Here is a 17,782-nt window from a genome sequence, read left to right as displayed (position 1 = left end):
ACCTGGTGCGGTGTCTCAAACGGCAGGCGAGCATGGCGATATGTCCTCACTCAGGGTGTCCACGCCCTGGTTCGACGAGACCGACGACGAGAGTTCCTGGCTCCCGGGGCTACCTACCCCGGTGACAGTGGCGGGACCGCGCCGGACTTCCACCGGCTTCCTCTCCTGCCGTCGTACATGGCCCCGGCAGTCCACCACGGGCCCGGAAGGGCCGTCAACTTGCCGTTGACCTGGGACGGGAGAGTGTGCTGAGGCCCACATACGGCTGGTTACAGGCGTAACAAAGCGTGGGGTGCGGGACGGTGAACCGTCCCGCACCCCACGGGGTGTCCGCTCGTCGCGTCAGGCGACGATCAGATAGATCCCGTACGTCACCGCCGCCGCGCAGGCCGCGAAGCAGGCGTACGCGCCGGTGACGGCGAGGGCCGCGGATCCGCCCTGGGCGGTGGCCCGCTCCTGGCGGGACAGGCCCATGATGCCGAGGGTGAACAGGGCCACGAGGGCCACGGTGACCACGAGGCTGACGCCGAAGACGGAGCCCAGCGCTTCCCAGTCGATCTTCATGTCGGTGATTCCTTCGTTCCTGGGTGCGGCGGGCTCAGACGGCGGCCGGCGGAGCGGCGGGCTCCGCGGCGGCGGCCGGGGCCGGGATCGTGGCCGTGAGGTCCTCGGTCACCGGGCCCGCCGGGGGAGGGGTGACCGCGGCGATCGCCGTCGTCACCACGCCGGCCGGTTCCTCGTCGGTGTCGTTGACGTTCGTGTGGTCGATGACCTCGCGGCGCGAGATCTTCCAGATCGCCGCGCTGGAGCCGATGAGGAAGACGGCGACGACCGCCGTGCCCCAGTCGCCGAAGCCGGTGACCCACTCGGCCACCGCGCCGACGAAGGCCGCGGCCGGCAGCGTCAGACCCCACGCCACGAACATCCGCGTCGCCGTGGACCAGCGCACCACGCCGCCCTTGCGGCCGAGGCCCGCGCCCATCACCGCGCCCGAGACCGAGTGCGTGGTGGAGAGGGAGAAGCCGAGGTGCGAGGAGGCGAGGATGACCGTGGCCGCGCTGGTCTGGGCGGCGAAGCCCTGCTGCGGCTGGAGGTCGGTCAGGCCCTTGCCCATCGTGCGGATGATGCGCCAGCCGCCGAGGTAGGTGCCGAGCGCGATGGCGAGACCCGCGGAGAGGATGACCCACATCGGCGGGTCGGAGTCGGGGGCGACGGCGCCGCCGGCGACCAGGGCCAGGGTGATGATGCCCATCGTCTTCTGCGCGTCGTTCGTGCCGTGGGCCAGCGAGACCAGGCCCGCCGAGGCGATCTGGCCGGCGCGGAAGCCCTTCGCGGCGGCCTTGCCGTCGGCCTTCTTGCCGATGGAGTAGGACAGGCGGGTCGCGAGCATCGCGGCGAGGCCCGCGACGATGGGCGCCGCGATCGCCGGGATCAGGACCTTGGTGACCAGGACGTCACCGTGGACCGCGCCCATGCCCGCCGAGGCGATGGTGGCGCCGATCAGACCGCCCATGAGGGCGTGCGAGGAGCTGGAGGGGAGTCCGACCAGCCACGTCAGCAGGTTCCAGAGGATCGCGCCCACCAGGGCGGCGAAGATGACCTCAGGACGTATGCCGCTCTCGTCGACAAGTCCCTTGGAGATCGTGTTGGCGACCTCCACGGAGAGGAAGGCGCCCACAAGGTTCAGCACGGCGGACATGGCCACCGCGACCTTGGGCTTGAGCGCACCGGTCGAGATGGTCGTGGCCATCGCGTTGGCGGTGTCGTGAAAACCGTTCGTGAAATCGAACGCGAGTGCGGTTACCACCACAATCGCGAGGATCAGCGAGAAGTTTTCCATTTACCCAGGCAATCGTTCGAGGTCGTTGGCCGGACGAACGTAGGTAACCTGAGTGAACGGAAGATGAACTGAGGCGGGCCGCCCGGTGTCCGGAACCGAGGGTTTCCCCTCCGATCCTCCGGCACGGCCCAACCGCCGCACGGCTACGAGCCCCGGGCGAACTTCTTCAGCTGTGCCAGGGACCCGTTGAAGAGATTCTGATCACCCGGCAGGCTGCCGCTGTTGTCGTACTGCCAGATCGTCCAGAACCCCCACCCGGCCGGCAGTGCTCCGGCGTCCGCGGAGTTGTAGCGGGCCACCCACAGCGCGTGGTTCGAGGCGAAGGCACCGCTGCCGCCCGTGCAGGTGTTCCACCAGTGGGCGGTCGTGTAGATCACCGGTCGGCGCCCGGTCAGCCGCTTCACCTCGTTGCTGAAGGACTTGATCCAGCTGACCATCGCGGCCTTCTTCAGGCCGTAGCACTTGTGCTTCTTGTCGTACGGGTTGTACTCGATGTCGAGCGCCGGCGGCAGCGTCCAGCCGTCCCCGCTCCAGCCGCCGCCGTTGCGTACGAAGTACGCCGCCTGGGTCTTGCCCGAGGACTTGTTCGGCAGGGCGAAGTGATAGGCCCCGCGGATCAGGCCCGCGTTGCGCGAGCCGTTGTACTGCTGGTTGAAGTACGGGTTGCGGTACGTGTGGGACTCGGTCGCCTTGACGTAGACGAACTTCGCCCCCTTGGACTTCGCCTTCTGCCAGTCGACGTTCTTCTGGTGCGAAGAGACGTCGTGCCCCTTGGGTTTACCGGCCGCCGAAGCCGGAAACTCGGCCAGCGCGGTCCCCGCGAGGGTGAGCGCTGCCACGGACGCCGCGAGAACGCGGCCGCGGTGACGGGAAGGTGTGCGATCACGGGCCATATTTCCCCCCGGAATGGCGACGTGCACGACAAAACAGGCAGAGATTACTGGAAGATCCGCGCCTGTCAGTCGATCTACGGCCAAGCCGCAGCAGAGGGGGAAGTGTCCGTATTTGCGCCCTTCCGGACGCCTGGCCTCCGCCCTAAAGTGCCCCCGCCCGGCCGCGTTCGGCGGCCGCACCTGACAGGATCGCGGCATGGCTGAGCAGGGACGCGACCAGCGGGACGGACGGGGTGCCGAAGAGGGCGCACAGGATGTGCCGGAGCCGTGGGGGCGCGGTGTGCGCGCCGAGGAGGTATCCGCCTGGGAGGAGCTGGTCGCGACCGCCCGCCGCACCGTCGCCGACGGACTCGTCGTCGGCACCTCCGGCAACGTCTCCGTACGCGTCGGCGACACCGTGCTGGTCACGCCCTCGGGGGTGCCCTACGACCGGCTGACTCCGGACGACGTGACCGGCGTCGACCTCGACGGCCGCCGGGTCCTGGGCCGGCTCGTCCCGACCAGCGAACTCCCCATGCACCTCGCGATCTACCGCGGCACCGACGCCGGCGCCGTCGTCCACACCCACGCCGTCCACGCGACGGCCGTCTCGACCCTCGTCCCGGAGCTCCCGGCGATCCACTACATGTCCGGCGCCCTCGGCGGCGCCGTCCGGGTTGCCCCGTATGCGACGTACGGCACCCAGGAGTTGGCCGAGAACATGCTCCACGCCCTCGCCGACCGCACCGCCTGCCTCCTGCGGAACCACGGCACGATCACCTACGGCACCACCCTCGACCAGGCCTACGACCGCACCGCCCAGCTGGAGTGGATGTGCCGCCTGTGGCTGACGGCGTCCTCCGTACCGGGCCTGGCCCCGACCCTGCTGTCACCGGAACAGGTGGCGGAGGCGGGGGAGCGGCTGAGGGGCTACGGACAGCGCGCATGACACGGCTCCCGTGAGCGCCAGGCCCGCACGCCAGTGACCGGGCCCGGCCGCGGCGAACTGTCCCGCATCACTCCGAATCGTCCTCCCACTGGCCCGTGACCGGGTACGCCAGGACACTGGACGGGTGCGCACTGTCAAAGCGACGGCCGCAGCCGTCACCATGGCCCTGGCCGCCGGCGCCGCGAGCGTCGCCGCCGGACGACTCGCCAGCGACGCCGCGCTGAAGGCGCCCCCGGGCCGTCCCCTGCCCAACGAACCCCGGCTCACCGTGCACGCCACGGCCGCCGGCCAGGTCGCGCTCACCCGGGACCTGGCAGCCCTGCGCCCCGGCACCTACGGCCTCCGCGGCGACTCCGCCCACGCGGTCGTCGGCCCCGTCCTCGGCACCGCGTCCCACTCCGCCGACACCGTCGTACGCCGCCTGGAACGCGTCACGCACGGCACCCTGAGCCCGGGCGACAAGGTCTGGTTCACCCCCAACACCCACGTAGGCGACCCCCGCTCCGCCCTGGGCCTCGACCACGAGGACGTCGAGATCCCGGGCGAACTCGGCACCCTGCCCGCCTGGTTCGTCCCCGGCGTACGGAGCACCTGGGTCATCTCCGTGCACGGCCTCGGCACCACCCGCGAACTCTCCCTGAACGTCATGGAGTTCCTCGCGAGCCGCCGCTTCCCGGTGCTCGCCCTCGCCTACCGCGGCGACCTCGGCGCGCCCCGACCGCCGGACGGCCTCAACCACCTCGGCGAGACCGAGTGGCGCGACCTGGACGCGGCCATCCGCTACGCCGTCCGCCACGGCGCCAAGAAGGTCGTCCTGCACGGCTGGTCCACCGGCGCCACCATGGCGCTGCGCGCCGCCGCCCACTCCGGGGTCCGCGACCGTGTCTCCGGGCTGATCCTGGACTCCCCGGTGCTCAGCTGGGAGACCACCCTGCGCGCCCTCGCCGCCGCCCGCCGCACCCCCGGCGCCCTGCTGCCGCTCGCCGTCCGCGCCGCCCAGGGCCGCACCGGACTGCACGCCGACGCCGCCGCCGAGGCCGCCGACCCCGACCTCCTCAAGGTGCCCACCCTGATCCTCCACGGCCCCGACGACCCGATCGCCCCCTGGGCCCTCTCGCGCCGTCTCGCCGCCGCCCGCCCCAACCTGGTCGCCCTCCACACCGTCCCGCACGCTCCGCACGGAGCCATGTGGAACGCCGACCCGGCGGGCTACGAAGAGGCGCTGCGCCGCTTTCTGACCCCGCTGATGTAACGACCGCCGACAGCACCCGGCAGACAGAGCCGACGGTTCCGTTTAAGGCCGTACCACTGGCCGGTTTCCGGCCCCCGGCCGCCCGTCGGGACCTCTGCGTTGGCCATCCCCGTAGCCCGCCGTTACATTCCGTTTGGGTTTTCGGACCGTCAACCGGAAGACTGCACCCGTGACGTCCCGTATCCCGCGCGACTCCAGGCTTCGACTCGTCCGACCGCGACCCCTGGCCGCCGCCCCCCGAGCGATGACCCAGCGGCCTTCGCGCCGCCCCGCACCCCGCCCCCCGGAGGGCACCCCGGCCCAGGCCGAGCTGGCCAGAATGGCGCGCTCCCTCCTGGCCGGCGCCGCCCGCGTCGCCCACTGGGCCGACGCCGCCCTGGGCCCCGGCCGGGACGCCGGGCAGCACGACGGCAAGGCCACCCTGTCCGACGCCAGCGCCGAACAGGCCGCGGCCGCCCTGGGCCTGAGCACGGCTCAGGTGCGTGCCGAGTGGGACACCGCCCGGCTCGCCGGACTGGTCGAGGTGCACGGCGACAGCGCTCGCCCCGGCTGGCGCCTGCGCGCCTGGGACCGGGACGACAGCGCCGTCCTGCGGGGCTGGGTCGCCCTCTTCGACGCCTGGTCGCTCGCCCATCCGGAACCCGCGGAGCAGGAGGCCGCCACGGTCGCCGAGGTCGTCTCCGCCATGCCTCAGGTGCTCTCCTTCCTCCAGCTCTCCGCCGGGCCCGTGCCCGTGGCGCAGCTGCTGGACCTCCTGGAGCAGCGGGTCACCGAACTGCGCACCGAGCGCTGTGAGATCCCCTACGGTCCGCAGCCCGATCCGGACCAGGCCCAGCCCCGGGACACCCCCCTCGACCCCCTGCTCGACTGGGCCCTGCACGCCCTGGCCTCCGTCGGCGCCCTCACCTACGGCGACGGCCAGGCCACGCTGACCCCGCTCGGCAGCTGGGCGGTCTGGGTCAAGCTGGAGCAGATCTGCGTCGCCGCGCAGAGCCCCGCCGGCAACATCGAGGCCGTCGCCGAGGAGATGCTGCGCGGCTGCGCCCAGCTCCGCCCCAAGGCGGCCCGCGACGAGTACCGCGCCTGGCTCGCCGCCAGACCCGTCGGCAGCGCCGTCACCGAGCTCCTGGCCGCCGCCCGCGGCGAGGACGCCCTGCTGCGCGGCCTCGCCTTCGAGGCGCTGCGGGTCGTCGGCGCCCCCGCCGAGCCCGATGTGCGCGCGGTGGCCGACGAGCCGACCCTGCGGCCGTACGCCCTGCTGTGGCTCGCCGTGCACGACGGCGCCGACCCGGAGGACGCCCACGAGGTGCTCACCCGGGAGGAGGCCACCTGGCTGTGGGTCGACACCGCCGCCGCCGTCGCCGACCACGGGGAGGCCCCGCTGCTGGTGCGCCACCTGGAGTCCGCGGTGCAGCCGACCGTCCCCATGCTCCTCGACGAGGTGCGCGCCGTCGGTCACCCCCGCACCGTGCAGGTGCTGGTGGCCCTCGCCGCCGCCCACCCCGACCCCGCGCTGGCCAAGGCGGTCCGCCGGGCGGCCTTCCAGGTGCACACGGGGGGCAGCTGACAGCGGGTCAGGACGTGATCTCGGGGGCGTACGTCCCGAAGCTCCACACATTGCCCTCGAGGTCCCGGGCCATGTAGTCCCGCGATCCGTAGTCCTGGTCGGTCGGGGGCATCAGGATCTCGGCGCCCTGTTCCACCGCCCGCCGGTGGTGTGCGTCGACGTCGTCCACGACGACGTACACCCCGGTGGTGCCGGCGTCCTTCATGACCGCGTCGAACTTGCTGCCGGTGCCCTTCGAGCCGAGCATGATCGCGCCGTTGCCCTGCACCAGCTCGGCGTGGGCCACCTTGCCGTCCTCGCCCTCGTAGACCGCCAGCTCGGAGAAGCCGAAGGCCTCTGTGAGCTGCTTGACCGCCGCCTTGGCGTCCGCGTACACCAGCGTCGGATAGATGCTGGGACGCCCACCGCTCGTGCCTGCCATGCCGATCACTCCCTTGTGATCAAATGCCGGGAATTTCCGCCTGCTGCACAGTCTTGCAGCGACCACTGACAACAGCACCTGACCAGGCAGGACACCTCGACCGCCTCAGCTGAAGGTGTTGCACCGGGCCATGTCACCGCTCTCGAACCCCTGGTGGAACCACCGCTGGCGCTGCGCCGCCGACCCGTGCGTCCACGACTCGGGCGTCACCCGCCCCTGGAAGCGCTCCTGGATCCGGTCGTCACCCACGGCCGCGGCCGCGTCCAGTCCGTCGGCGATGTCCGCCTCGGTGAGGCTGGTGATCAGCGGCCGCCCGGTCGACTCGTCCTTCGTGGTGGTCGCGTGGTGCGCCCACACCCCCGCGTAGCAGTCGGCCTGGAGCTCCACCTTCACCGCGTTGCTGTTCTCGCCCGTGCGCCCGTCCTGCGACCGGCTCAGCGTGCCCATCAGGTCCTGCACATGGTGCCCGTACTCGTGCGCGACGACATAGGCCTGCGCGAACGCGCCGCCGCTCGCGCCGAACTTCGAGCGCAGCTCTTCGAAGAAGTCCAGGTCCAGATAGACCTTCCGGTCGCCGGGGCAGTAGAACGGCCCGACCGCCGAGGTGGCCGCGCCGCACGCGGTGCCGACCCGCCGGCTGAAGAAGACGGTGGGGGAGCGGGTGTACGTCCCGCTGCGCCGCTCGAACTCCTGGTCCCAGTAGTCCTGCACGCTGTTGACCACGGCCACCATGCGGCAGTCGTCCCTGGTGTTCGCGTCCTGCCCGGTACGGCAGGACTGCTGGACCTGGGCGAGGCCGGAAGCCGTGGCGACGGGCTGCCCGCCGCCCTCGTCGGTGAGCCCGAGCTGGTCGGGACCGACGCCGAAGAACAGTCCCAGCAGCAGCGCGATCAGCCCGGCGATGCCGCCGCCCACGGTCGCCCTGCCCCCGGGAACGCGGCTGCCGCGCACGTCCTGGACCTCGGAGGTGTCCAGCTTGGCGTCGTCGTCGAACTGCATGGGGCCATCGTCGCCCCGTGATCGGGGCCCGGCCCCGGGCGCTGACCCGAACGAGGGACACCGCACCGTGCCGTATCGAACACCCGAACTCAGAAAAAGTGGTTGCACGGTCCCGTTAGACTTGGCCCATGGCCATTCTCCTCGCGCATTAGACGGCGGGAACGTCCTCAGCCGCCCGACCGCCAATACAACCTGCCCTGGAGTCTGTCCGTGATCTCCGCCTCCGGTATCGAGCTGCGCGCCGGCGCCCGAGTACTCATCGAGTCCGCCACCTTCCGTGTCGCCAAGGGCGACCGCATCGGTCTGGTCGGCCGCAACGGCGCGGGGAAGACCACGCTCACCAAGTGCCTCGCCGGCGAGGGCCAGCCGGCCGGCGGCACCATCACCCGCTCCGGCGAGGTCGGCTACCTCCCGCAGGACCCCCGCACCGGCGACCTCGACGTCCTCGCCCGCGACCGGATCCTCTCCGCGCGCGGTCTCGACGTACTGATGCGCAAGATGCGCGAGAACGAGCAGCGGATCGCCAACGGCAGCGGCGCCACCCGGGAGAAGGCCCTGCGGCAGTACGAGCGCCAGGAGACCGAGTTCCTCACCAAGGGCGGGTATGCCGCCGAGGCCGAGGCCGCCACCATCGCCGCCGCGCTCAACCTGCCCGACCGGGTGCTCGGCCAGCCGCTGCACACGCTCTCCGGCGGTCAGCGCCGCCGTATCGAGCTGGCGCGGATCCTGTTCTCGGACGCGGACACCCTGCTCCTGGACGAGCCCACGAACCACCTCGACGCCGACTCGATCGTCTGGCTGCGCGACTACCTCAAGACGTATCGCGGCGGCTTCATCGTGATCTCCCACGACGTCGACCTGGTCGAGACGGTCGTCAACAAGGTCTTCTACCTGGACGCCAACCGCGCCCAGATCGACGTCTACAACATGGGCTGGAAGCTCTACCAGCAGCAGCGCGAGGCGGACGAGAAGCGCCGCAAGCGCGAGCGGCAGAACGCCGAGAAGAAGGCCGCGGCGCTGCACTCGCAGGCCGACAAGATGCGCGCCAAGGCCACCAAGACGGTCGCCGCGCAGAACATGGCCAAGCGGGCCGACCGGCTGCTCGCCGGGCTCGACGCGGTGCGGGTCTCCGACAAGGTCGCCAAGCTCCGCTTCCCCGACCCCGCGCCCTGCGGCAAGACCCCGCTGACGGCCGAGGGACTGTCGAAGTCGTACGGCTCCCTGGAGATCTTCACCGACGTCGACCTGGCGATCGACAAGGGATCGAGGGTGGTCATCCTCGGCCTCAACGGCGCCGGAAAGACGACCCTGCTCCGGCTCCTCGCCGGTGCCGAGCAGCCGGACACCGGCGCGGTCGTCCCCGGTCACGGGCTCAAGATCGGCTACTACGCCCAGGAGCACGAGACCCTCGACCCGGAGCGCTCGGTCCTGGAGAACATGCGCTCCTCCGCCCCCGACCTGGACCTGGTCGAGGTCCGCAAGGTGCTGGGCTCCTTCCTGTTCTCCGGCGACGACGTCGACAAGCCCGCCGGGGTCCTCTCCGGCGGCGAGAAGACCCGTCTGGCCCTCGCCACCCTGGTCGTCTCCTCGGCGAACGTGCTGCTTCTGGACGAGCCCACCAACAACCTCGACCCGGCCAGCCGCGAGGAGATCCTCGGTGCCCTGCGCACCTACAAGGGCGCCGTCGTCCTGGTCACCCACGACGAGGGCGCCGTCGAGGCGCTCCAGCCGGAGCGGATCATTCTGCTGCCGGACGGGGTCGAGGATCTGTGGGGTTCCGACTACGCGGACCTTGTCGCCCTCGCTTGATCGAACGGTTGATCAACTAGGTATGGATCATTCGGCCTATCGGTGATCCATCATCTGTGTGAGATCTCCTCGTACCGAGGTGTGTCCTACATCCATTTCGCGGCCGAGCCCTTTATCGACAAGGGCTCGGCCGCGCTGCGTCTCTGACCAGGCACTTCACAAAAGAACCCGTTCGGCGGTACGAACGACTCTCTCCGGAATTACAGATTCCGTATGTGGGGATGCGCTCCTGTCGTCACAACCTTGTCTTACGGACCTTGCCGAATGGGTGGCCATGAAGCCCTGGAGGGGTGATCATGAGGGGACCAGAGCGCACTTCCCATGAGGAGGCACGGGTGGCCGAGACTCTGAAGAAGGGCAGCCGGGTAACCGGCGCCGCGCGCGACAAGCTCGCGGCAGACCTGAAGAAGAAGTACGACTCCGGTGCGAGCATCCGAGCGCTGGCCGAGGAAACCGGCCGCTCGTATGGCTTCGTACACCGGATGCTCAGCGAGTCCGGCGTCACGCTCCGTGGGCGTGGCGGCGCGACCCGGGGCAAGAAGGCCGCGTCGTCCTGATTCCGGGCGGCCCCTCGGCTTCGATGGTGGCCACCCGGTCGATTCTCTGATCGTCCGGGTGGTTACTGTGCAGTCACTTAGCCGTGCCATGTGGCACGGAGGATGACCGCACTCATCGGAGGCGCCCCATGGGCCAGGAACTCGTTCCCCTGCTCGACAAGGACGGCGTACGGCTCACCGTCGACAACGCGCTCGCCACGGTGACGCTGACCAACCCCGCCAAGCGCAACGCGCAGAGCCCCGCTCTGTGGCGCGCGCTCGCCGAGGCCGGTCGGCTCGTGCCCGGCTCCGTCCGTGTCGTCGTGCTGCGGGGAGAGGGCAAGTCCTTCTCCGCGGGGCTCGACCGGCAGATGTTCACGCCGGAGGGGATCGAGGGCGAACGGTCGTTCATCGACCTCGCCCGCAGTGGTGACGCCGAACTCGACGCTGCCATCGCGGAGTTCCAGGAGGGCTTCACCTGGTGGCGGCGTAGTGACGTCGTGTCCATCGCCGCCGTCCAGGGGCATGCCATCGGGGCGGGCTTCCAGCTCGCGCTCGCCTGCGACTTCCGCGTCGTCGCCGACGACGTGCAGTTCGCCATGCGCGAGACCAGCCTGGGCCTGGTCCCGGACCTCACGGGCACGCATCCGCTCGTCTCGCTGGTCGGCTACGCCCGGGCGCTGGAGATCTGCGCCACCGGGCGCTTCGTGCCGGCCGAGGAAGCGGTGAACACCGGCCTCGCCAACATCGCCGTACCGCTCGACCAGCTCGACGGCGCCGTCCAGGACCTGGCCGCGGCACTGCTCGCCGCCCCCAGGGACGCCGTCATCGAGACCAAGGCCCTGCTGCGCGGTGCGCAGGACCGTACCTACGACGAGCAGCGCGCCGCCGAGCGCGCCGCTCAGGCACGCCGTCTTCGGGACCTGGCCGGCGTGGGCGAGTGAGCCCTCACCCGACGACGGTCACCAGCACCGCCACCGTCGGGTGACCGGGGAGCGCCTTCCCCACCTCCGTACGGACCGCCCGGGCGACATCCACCGCCCGGTGCTCCGCGTCCACCGCCACCTCCACCCGGATGTGGCGCCGCGGCAGGGCCGTCTCGCCCTGCCGCTCCTCGGCCTGCACCGCACGGCCCAGCGCGGCGGTCAGCCCGGTGACACCGGGCACCGACAGCGCCGCGCCGGCCGCGGGATCGTCGCCCGCGTCGGCCGACGGCGGTTCCGGCTGTCGTACGGGACCGGCTTCCGGTTCCTGGTCCAGCAGGGACGCCACCCGCAGGTCGACCTCGGTCACCGTCAGACCGAGCCGCTGCGTCGCCGCCGTCGCCAGGGCGGTGCGCAGCAGCTCCGCCGTGGCCGGCAGCGGCTCGTCCGCCGTCGCCGAGAAGTCCGCCGTCACCCGCAGCGGGCCCGGCGGCAGCGCACTGGGCGGAGGCGGTACGACGGGGTCGTGCACGTCCTCCGGGTCGGCGAGGGCGATCCGTAGCCCGTCCAGCCGTACGCCGCGCAGATTCCTTACGGCACGCCGCAGCACCGCCTCGGCCGCCTCCTCCGCGATCCACGCGCCGTCGTGCGCGCCGCCCAGCGGCAGCAGCCTGCCGAGCCTCAGCTGATGGCGCACTGTCTGCGCCCATCGGTCCGCCGTCATTCCTCCAGCCTGCCGCATCGACGGCGCACAACGACGTAACCCCGCTTACGGTGGTCGAAGGAGGACGATCAGAAGGGACGTACGGCGATGACTGACATGACGCAGACTCCCGAGGCGGAGACCGGCGTACAGCCGCGCAAGCCCACCAAACGCGGTGGAGGCGACCCGGCGACGCGCGGGCGCACCACCATTGCCGACGGGGTCGTGGAGAAGATCGCCGGGCTGGCCGCCCGGGACGTGGTGGGTGTGCACGCGATGGGCAGCGGCCTGAGCCGCACCTTCGGCGCCGTGCGGGACCGGGTGCCGGGCGGGGCGAAGTCCGTGACCCGGGGTGTGAAGGTCGAGGTCGGCGAGGTGCAGACCGCGCTCGACCTGGAGATCGTCGTCGACTACGGCGTGTCGATCAACGAGGTGGCCCACGCCGTACGGGAGAACGTGATCGCGGCGGTGGAGCGGATGACCGGCCTCGAGGTCGTCGAGGTCAACATCGCGGTGAGCGACGTGAAGCTGCCCGAGGAAGAGGACGAAGAGCCGGAGTCCCGGCTCCAGTGAGTCCGGCGAGAGCTGAGGGGAGCGCAGGATGAGCATGGCCGTGGTCGGCATGATCGCCGGTATGGCGCTGGGCTTCGCCGGGTACTTCGGCGGATTCGGTGCCTTCCTGCTGGTGGCGGCCCTGGGCGCCGTCGGTTTCGTCGTCGGGCGGTTCCTGGAGGGTGACCTGGAGCTCGGTGACTTCTTCCGTACCCGTGACGGCCGCCGTGACCGGCGGTGACCTAGGTGACCACCGAGACCGGTGAGCTCCGCAGACCTCCGACCGTCGTGCCGGCCGGCGAACGCGGCGCGACCCGGATCGCCGACCGCGTCGTCGCGAAGGTCGCCTCCCAGGCGGCCCGCGAGGCGCTCGGCGCCCTCCCGCGGGACACGGCGCCCGCGCACGCCGCGGTCGTCGTCCACCACGGGACCGTCCGCGTCCGTGTCCACCTCGAACTCGCCTACCCCGCCGACATCGGCGCCCGCTGCGCGCGGGTGCGTCGTCATGTCGTGGAGCGGGTAGTCGCGTTGGTGGGAATGGAGGTGTCGGAGGTCGTCGTCCATGTGGAACGACTGCACCTGACCCCGGCGCACGGCCCGGCACAGGGGAGGACGCGATGAGCGAGCCCCAGGGCTCACAGGGTACGGAAGGCACCACACAACGACTGCCGGTCCTGGAGAAGGAGACCGACACCGGCGCGTACGAACCCCCACCCGTACTGGAGGGCGAGGGCGGAGCGGAGAGCCGCTTCTGGTCGGCGCGGCGCGTTTCCGCGGCCATCCTCGCGCTGCTGCTCCTGGTGATCGCCGGATTCTTCCTCTACGACATCACAGCGGTCCGCGCCGAGCAGCCCGCCATGCGCTGGCGCCGGGAACTGGCCGCGCAGCTCGCCGAACGCCCGCTCGACGACACCTGGGTCCTCGTCGGCGCCGGCATCGCCGCGGCGCTCGGCGTCTGGCTGATCGTGCTCGCCGCCACCCCCGGTCTGCGCGGCATCCTGCCGATGCGGCGCACCCAGGCCGACGTCCGCGCCGGACTCCACCGCGAGGCCGCCGCCCTGGTCCTGCGCGACCGGGCCGTGGAGGTCTCCGGCGTCCAGTCGGTACGTGTACGCCTGAGCCGCGCCAAGGCCGACGTCGGCGCGGTCTCGCACTTCCGCGAACTGGACGACGTACGCGCCGACCTGGAGGCCACGCTGGCCGAGGCGATCGGGGGGCTGGGCCTTTCCCGGCCGCCGAAGCTGTCGGTGCACGTACGGCGGCCGGGAAAGAAGGGGTGAGGCCGATGCTCCGGATCGTCAACCGTGTCGTGCTCGGGGTGGTCGGACTCGTCCTGCTGGTGGTCGGCGGCTCCGTGCTGGCCGTCGGGCTGGGCCTGGACCCGCCGTCCTGGTGGATCCACGACGGCCCTCATGACGTCCTGCTCGACGACGGCGAACGCACCCGTTGGGAGCACCACGGCTGGTGGTGGCCGACCGTCCTCGCCGTACTGGCCGTCCTCGTCCTGCTCACCCTGTGGTGGCTGACCGCGAACCTGCGCCGGCACCGGCTGACCGAGGTCCTGGTGGACACCGGCGACGGCGAGGGCGCGCTGCTCCGGGGCCGGGCGCTGGAAAACGTACTGGCCAACGAGGCGACTCAGCTGGACGGCGTCTCCCACGCCCACGTCCACCTGAAGGGCAGGCGCAACGCCCCGGAGACCCGCGTACGGCTCCTGCTGGAACCGCATGTGGACCCCGGGACGGCCCTGAACCACCTGACGACGGAGGCGCTGACGCACGCGCGGAACTCGGCGGGCCTGGCGTCACTGCCCGCAGAGGTCCGTATGAAGGCGGTCAAGCACCGTGCGGAAAGGGTGAGTTGACCTAGAACCCGTGCCGCATGCCGCCGTCGACGGGAACCATGATCCCCGTCAGGTAGGAGGCGGCGGGGGACAGCAGGAACGCCGCCGTGCGCCCGAACTCCTCCGGCGTCCCGTATCGCCGCAACGGAATCCGTGACTCATTGGCCGCACGAGTGGCCTCCGGGTCCGCGGACAATCCGTCCAGCTCACGCACGCGGTCCGTGTCGATGCGGGACGGCAGCAGCCCCACGACCCGAATCCCGCGCGGGCCCAACTCGTCCGCGAGGGACTTCGCGAAGCCGGCGAGCCCCGGCCGCAGCCCGTTCGAGATGGTCAGCCCCGGAATCGGCTCGTGCACCGAGCCCGACAGCACGAACCCGATGACACCGCCCGCCTCCAACTCGGCCGCCGCCGCGCGAGCGAGCCGCACCGCGCCCAGGAACACCGACTCGAAGGCAGTGGCCCACTGCTCGTCCGTGTTGTCCGCGAGGAACCCGGGCGCCGGACCGCCGACACTGACGAGGATGCCGTCGAAGCCGCCGAAGCTCTCTCGCGCGGCCGCGATCAGCCGGGCGGGCGCCTCCGGGTCGGCGTTGTCGACGGCCACCCCGACCGCGTTCGGCCCCAGCTCGGCCGCCGCGTCGGCGGCCCGCTTCTCGTCGCGCCCGGTGAGCACCACCTTCGCCCCGTCGGCGACCAGCTCACGCGCGGACGCGTTGCCGAGGCCACGCGTGGCCCCGGTGACGACGTACACCCGATCCTTCAGTCCAAGATCCATGGCCCCTATCCTGCCTCCTCGCCCCCGAACAGGGCGAGGGCGGTGTTCACCAGACCGATGTGGCTGAACGCCTGCGGGAAGTTGCCGAGCTGCACACCGCCCACGGGGTCGTACTCCTCGGCCAGCAGTCCCACGTCGTTGGTCAGCGCCAGCAGCCGTTCGAAGAGGTCCCGTGCCTCCTTCGTGCGGCCTGTCATGTGGAGCGCGTCGGCGAGCCAGAACGAGCACGCCAGGAACGCGCCCTCGCCGCCCGGCAGCCCGTCCACGGGCAGCCCCTCGACGCTGTAACGCCGTACGAAACCGCCGTGGTTCAGCTCGGCGCGGACCGCGTCGACGGTGCCGACCACCCGGGGGTCGTCGGGCGGCAGGAAACCGACGCGCGGGATCAGCAGCAGGGACGCGTCGAGCTCGCGCGAGCCGTAGTACTGGGTGAACGTGTTCCGCTCGGGGTCGTAGCCCTTCGCGCACACCTCGGCGTGCACCTCGTCGCGCAGCGCCCGCCAGCCGTCCACGTCACCGCTGAGCTCCGGGTAGGTCTCCAGGGCGCGCACCGCCCGGTCGGCGGCGACCCACACCATGACCTTGGAGTGGACGAAGTCGCGGCGGCCGCCGCGCACCTCCCACAGCCCCTCGTCCGGCTGCCGCCAGGAGGACCGGAGGAAGTCCAGCAGGACGCTCTGGAGGGACCACATGTGCGGTTTCGCGGGCAGCCCCGCCCGCCGGGCCAGCGACAGCGAGTCCATGACCTCGCCGTACACGTCCAGCTGGAGCTGTTTCACGGCCTCGTTGCCGATCCGTACGGGCTTGGAGCCGGCGAAACCGGACAGCCACGGCAGTTCGAGCTCGGGCAGCCGCCGCTCGCCCGCGAGGCCGTACATGATCTGGAGGTCCGCCGGGTCGCCGGCGACCGCGCGCAGCAGCCAGTTCCGCCAGGCCTCGGCCTCCTCCAGATAGCCGCACGCCGCCAGGGCGCCCAGAGTGAGCGTGGAGTCCCGCAGCCAGCAGTAGCGGTAGTCCCAGTTGCGCACCCCGCCCAGCTCCTCGGGCAGCGAGGTGGTGGCCGCGGCCACGATGCCGCCGGTCGGCCGGTAGGTGAGCGCCTTCAGAGTGATCAGGGAACGGACCACGGCGTCGCGGTGCGGACCGTCGTAGCGGCAGCGAGCCGTCCACGCCTGCCAGTCGGCGACGCTGTTCTCCAGCGCCTCGTAGGGATCGGTCAGTGCCGGGCGCGGCTGGTGCGAGGGGTGCCAGGTGAGCACGAAGGCGATCTTCTCGCCCTTCTCGACGGTGAACTCCGAGTGTGTCCCGAGGTGTTCGCCCCAGGTGTGGACCGGGGGCTCGCTGCGCAGCCACGTCGAGTCGGGCCCCGCGACGGCCACCCGGTGCCCGTCGGACTCGCGCACCCACGGCACGATCGAGCCGTAGTCGAAGCGCAGCCGGAGCGTGCTGCGCACGGTGACCCGGCCGCGGAGCCCCTCCACGATGCGTACGAGGTCGGGGGCCTGGTGGCGCTGGGGCATCAGGTCGGTGACCCGCACCGCGCCCTCGTCCGTCTCCCACTCGGTGTCCAGGACGAGGGTGCCGGGGCGGTAGGCGCGACGAGTGCACTCACCGTCGACATCCTTGGGTGCGATGCGCCAATGGCCGTTCTCCTCGTTGCCGAGCAGTCTGGCGAAGCAGGCCGCGGAGTCGAAGCGGGGCAGGCACAGCCAGTCGATGCTGCCGTCCTTGCCGACCAGGGCCGCTGTCTGTTCGTCGCCGATGAGGGCGTAATCCTCGATGAGGGGCACGGGAATGCGGGTTCCCGGTGCACCCGGGTGGCAATCAGGGGGGCGGCCGGGGGAGTGACACCTGGGTCCGTGGGCCGACCTTGGGGGTCCGTGGGCCGGCCGTCGCCGAGGGGTGGCCGATCAGACCGCCGCCGGCTCCGCTTCCGTCGCCGTTTCCTTCTCCGCCGCCTCCCGGCGGTCCCGCAGCTCGCGTCGGACCAGGACGATCCAGCCGATCGGGATGCCCGCGGCGAACAGCCACCACTGGTAGGCGTACGCGTAGTTCAGAGGGGCGTTCTCCTTGCCCGGCTTGCCGAGCGGCTCAGGGGTGTCGCCCTTGGGTTCGGGCGTGGTCAGGGCGATGTAGCCGCCGAGGACCTGCTTGCCGAGGCGCTGGGCCTCCTGCGCGCTGTTGATCAGCATGATCTGCCGGTCCGGCAGACCCTTGAGGTTCTTGATGCCGCTCGCCTCGGTCGTCTCGTCCGGCATCAGCCGCCCGGTGACGGTGACCTCGCCCGCGGGCGGCGCCGGGACCTTCGGGAACGCGGTCTGGGTGGCACCGGTGGGGACCCAGCCGCGGTTGACCAGCAGCACCTTGCCGTCGTTCAGGACGAACGGGGTCAGGACGTGGTAGCCGACCTCGTCGTCGGAGTTGGTGCGGCGGCGGACGACGAGTTCGTCATCGGTGTCGAAGTGACCCTTCGCGGTCACCGACCGGTACCGCTCCTTGCTGGTGACCGTGTGCCCGGCGGCTGTCATCCGCTCCACCGGCACCGGCTCGGCGGACAGCGCGTCGGAGACCAGCTGATTGCGGGCGCTGCGCTCCTCGTAGCGATGCATCTGCCAGATGCCCAGCCGGATCATCGTGGGGATGAGAACGAGGGCGACCAGCGTGAGGATCACCCACTGCCGGGACAACAGGAAGCGGTACACCCCATGACCGTACAACTCGGGTCATGGGGTGTTCGC

Annotated in this window: 20 protein-coding genes and 1 riboswitch; of the genes, 11 read left to right on the top strand and 9 right to left on the bottom strand. The window is 71.3% G+C overall.

Annotated features, from left to right (window positions below):
* Positions 1–70: 70 nt before the first annotated feature.
* Positions 71–203: riboswitch (cobalamin riboswitch) on the bottom strand.
* Between the two features lie 139 nt (positions 204–342).
* From ACFY0U_RS15785 to ACFY0U_RS15775, 3 genes are all read right to left on the bottom strand, one after another.
* Positions 343–564 (bottom strand): hypothetical protein, encoded by a 222-nt coding sequence (locus ACFY0U_RS15785; protein ID WP_266829011.1) that lies wholly within the window; start codon positions 562–564, stop codon positions 343–345.
* Between the two features lie 34 nt (positions 565–598).
* The gene (locus tag ACFY0U_RS15780; protein ID WP_388635501.1) at positions 599–1,840 is read right to left on the bottom strand and encodes an anion permease; all 1,242 of its coding nucleotides are present in this window, start codon (positions 1,838–1,840) and stop codon (positions 599–601) included.
* Between the two features lie 143 nt (positions 1,841–1,983).
* Positions 1,984–2,733 (bottom strand): lysozyme, encoded by a 750-nt coding sequence (locus ACFY0U_RS15775; RefSeq protein ID WP_388635499.1) that lies wholly within the window; start codon positions 2,731–2,733, stop codon positions 1,984–1,986.
* A 196-nt stretch (positions 2,734–2,929) separates the two neighbouring features.
* Between ACFY0U_RS15775 and ACFY0U_RS15770 the strand changes: the two genes are divergently transcribed.
* The 3 genes from ACFY0U_RS15770 to ACFY0U_RS15760 all read left to right on the top strand — a co-directional run bounded on the left by ACFY0U_RS15770 (position 2,930) and on the right by ACFY0U_RS15760 (position 6,480).
* Positions 2,930–3,661 carry a class II aldolase/adducin family protein gene (locus ACFY0U_RS15770; RefSeq protein WP_388635497.1) on the top strand — a complete coding sequence of 244 codons (732 nt, stop codon included), beginning with the start codon at positions 2,930–2,932 and terminating at the stop codon, positions 3,659–3,661.
* Positions 3,662–3,785: 124 nt separating this feature from the next.
* Positions 3,786–4,913 (top strand): alpha/beta hydrolase, encoded by a 1,128-nt coding sequence (locus tag ACFY0U_RS15765; RefSeq protein ID WP_388635495.1) that lies wholly within the window; start codon positions 3,786–3,788, stop codon positions 4,911–4,913.
* A gap of 244 nt (positions 4,914–5,157) precedes the next feature.
* Positions 5,158–6,480 carry a hypothetical protein gene (locus ACFY0U_RS15760; RefSeq protein WP_388635493.1) on the top strand — a complete coding sequence of 441 codons (1,323 nt, stop codon included), beginning with the start codon at positions 5,158–5,160 and terminating at the stop codon, positions 6,478–6,480.
* A gap of 7 nt (positions 6,481–6,487) precedes the next feature.
* Here ACFY0U_RS15760 and ACFY0U_RS15755 read toward each other — a convergent pair whose 3' ends face one another.
* Positions 6,488–6,901 (bottom strand): VOC family protein, encoded by a 414-nt coding sequence (locus ACFY0U_RS15755; RefSeq protein ID WP_388635491.1) that lies wholly within the window; start codon positions 6,899–6,901, stop codon positions 6,488–6,490.
* Between the two features lie 105 nt (positions 6,902–7,006).
* Complete coding sequence (locus tag ACFY0U_RS15750; protein ID WP_388635489.1) at positions 7,007–7,900, bottom strand: neutral zinc metallopeptidase; 894 nt, start codon at positions 7,898–7,900, stop codon at positions 7,007–7,009.
* A gap of 210 nt (positions 7,901–8,110) precedes the next feature.
* On the opposite strand from ACFY0U_RS15750, the gene ACFY0U_RS15745 reads away from it, so the two are divergent.
* The 3 genes from ACFY0U_RS15745 to ACFY0U_RS15735 all read left to right on the top strand — a co-directional run bounded on the left by ACFY0U_RS15745 (position 8,111) and on the right by ACFY0U_RS15735 (position 11,189).
* Positions 8,111–9,709, top strand: coding sequence for an ABC-F family ATP-binding cassette domain-containing protein (locus ACFY0U_RS15745; protein ID WP_388635487.1), 1,599 nt, complete (start codon positions 8,111–8,113; stop codon positions 9,707–9,709).
* Between the two features lie 335 nt (positions 9,710–10,044).
* Entirely contained in the window at positions 10,045–10,266 is a 222-nt protein-coding gene (locus ACFY0U_RS15740; RefSeq protein WP_004002281.1) for a helix-turn-helix domain-containing protein, read from the top strand.
* A gap of 128 nt (positions 10,267–10,394) precedes the next feature.
* Complete coding sequence (locus ACFY0U_RS15735; RefSeq protein WP_388635485.1) at positions 10,395–11,189, top strand: enoyl-CoA hydratase/isomerase family protein; 795 nt, start codon at positions 10,395–10,397, stop codon at positions 11,187–11,189.
* A 4-nt stretch (positions 11,190–11,193) separates the two neighbouring features.
* Here the strand turns inward: ACFY0U_RS15735 and ACFY0U_RS15730 are convergent, their stop codons facing one another.
* Entirely contained in the window at positions 11,194–11,892 is a 699-nt protein-coding gene (locus ACFY0U_RS15730; RefSeq protein ID WP_388635483.1) for a nucleopolyhedrovirus P10 family protein, read from the bottom strand.
* 87 nt (positions 11,893–11,979) lie between these two features.
* On the opposite strand from ACFY0U_RS15730, the gene ACFY0U_RS15725 reads away from it, so the two are divergent.
* Genes ACFY0U_RS15725 through amaP form a run of 5 tightly spaced genes read left to right on the top strand, consistent with a single transcriptional unit; the run spans position 11,980 to position 14,287 of the window.
* Positions 11,980–12,444, top strand: coding sequence for an Asp23/Gls24 family envelope stress response protein (locus tag ACFY0U_RS15725; RefSeq protein ID WP_388635481.1), 465 nt, complete (start codon positions 11,980–11,982; stop codon positions 12,442–12,444).
* A gap of 28 nt (positions 12,445–12,472) precedes the next feature.
* Positions 12,473–12,664 (top strand): hypothetical protein, encoded by a 192-nt coding sequence (locus ACFY0U_RS15720; protein ID WP_388635479.1) that lies wholly within the window; start codon positions 12,473–12,475, stop codon positions 12,662–12,664.
* Between the two features lie 5 nt (positions 12,665–12,669).
* On the top strand, positions 12,670–13,044 hold the full coding sequence (locus ACFY0U_RS15715) for a hypothetical protein (RefSeq protein ID WP_388635477.1): 375 nt from the start codon (positions 12,670–12,672) through the stop codon (positions 13,042–13,044).
* The gene (locus ACFY0U_RS15710; protein ID WP_388635475.1) at positions 13,041–13,703 is read left to right on the top strand and encodes a DUF6286 domain-containing protein; all 663 of its coding nucleotides are present in this window, start codon (positions 13,041–13,043) and stop codon (positions 13,701–13,703) included. Before ACFY0U_RS15715 ends, ACFY0U_RS15710 begins: the two co-directional genes overlap by 4 nt.
* A gap of 5 nt (positions 13,704–13,708) precedes the next feature.
* Positions 13,709–14,287 (top strand): alkaline shock response membrane anchor protein AmaP, encoded by a 579-nt coding sequence (amaP, locus tag ACFY0U_RS15705; protein ID WP_388635473.1) that lies wholly within the window; start codon positions 13,709–13,711, stop codon positions 14,285–14,287.
* Position 14,288: 1 nt separating this feature from the next.
* Here the strand turns inward: amaP and ACFY0U_RS15700 are convergent, their stop codons facing one another.
* The 3 genes from ACFY0U_RS15700 to ACFY0U_RS15690 all read right to left on the bottom strand — a co-directional run bounded on the left by ACFY0U_RS15700 (position 14,289) and on the right by ACFY0U_RS15690 (position 17,746).
* A complete protein-coding gene (locus ACFY0U_RS15700; RefSeq protein WP_388635471.1) occupies positions 14,289–15,044 on the bottom strand; it encodes an SDR family oxidoreductase in 756 nt (251 codons plus the stop codon).
* Between the two features lie 5 nt (positions 15,045–15,049).
* Entirely contained in the window at positions 15,050–16,834 is a 1,785-nt protein-coding gene (locus ACFY0U_RS15695; RefSeq protein WP_388635469.1) for a glycoside hydrolase family 15 protein, read from the bottom strand.
* Between the two features lie 120 nt (positions 16,835–16,954).
* Positions 16,955–17,746 carry an SURF1 family protein gene (locus tag ACFY0U_RS15690; RefSeq protein WP_388635467.1) on the bottom strand — a complete coding sequence of 264 codons (792 nt, stop codon included), beginning with the start codon at positions 17,744–17,746 and terminating at the stop codon, positions 16,955–16,957.
* Positions 17,747–17,782 lie beyond the last annotated feature (36 nt).

The organism is Streptomyces sp. NPDC001536 (assembly GCF_042894505.1).
Classification (GTDB): domain Bacteria; phylum Actinomycetota; class Actinomycetes; order Streptomycetales; family Streptomycetaceae; genus Streptomyces.
Note: the sequence above shows the minus strand (reverse complement) of the source record. Positions and strands in the feature narration are given on the sequence as shown.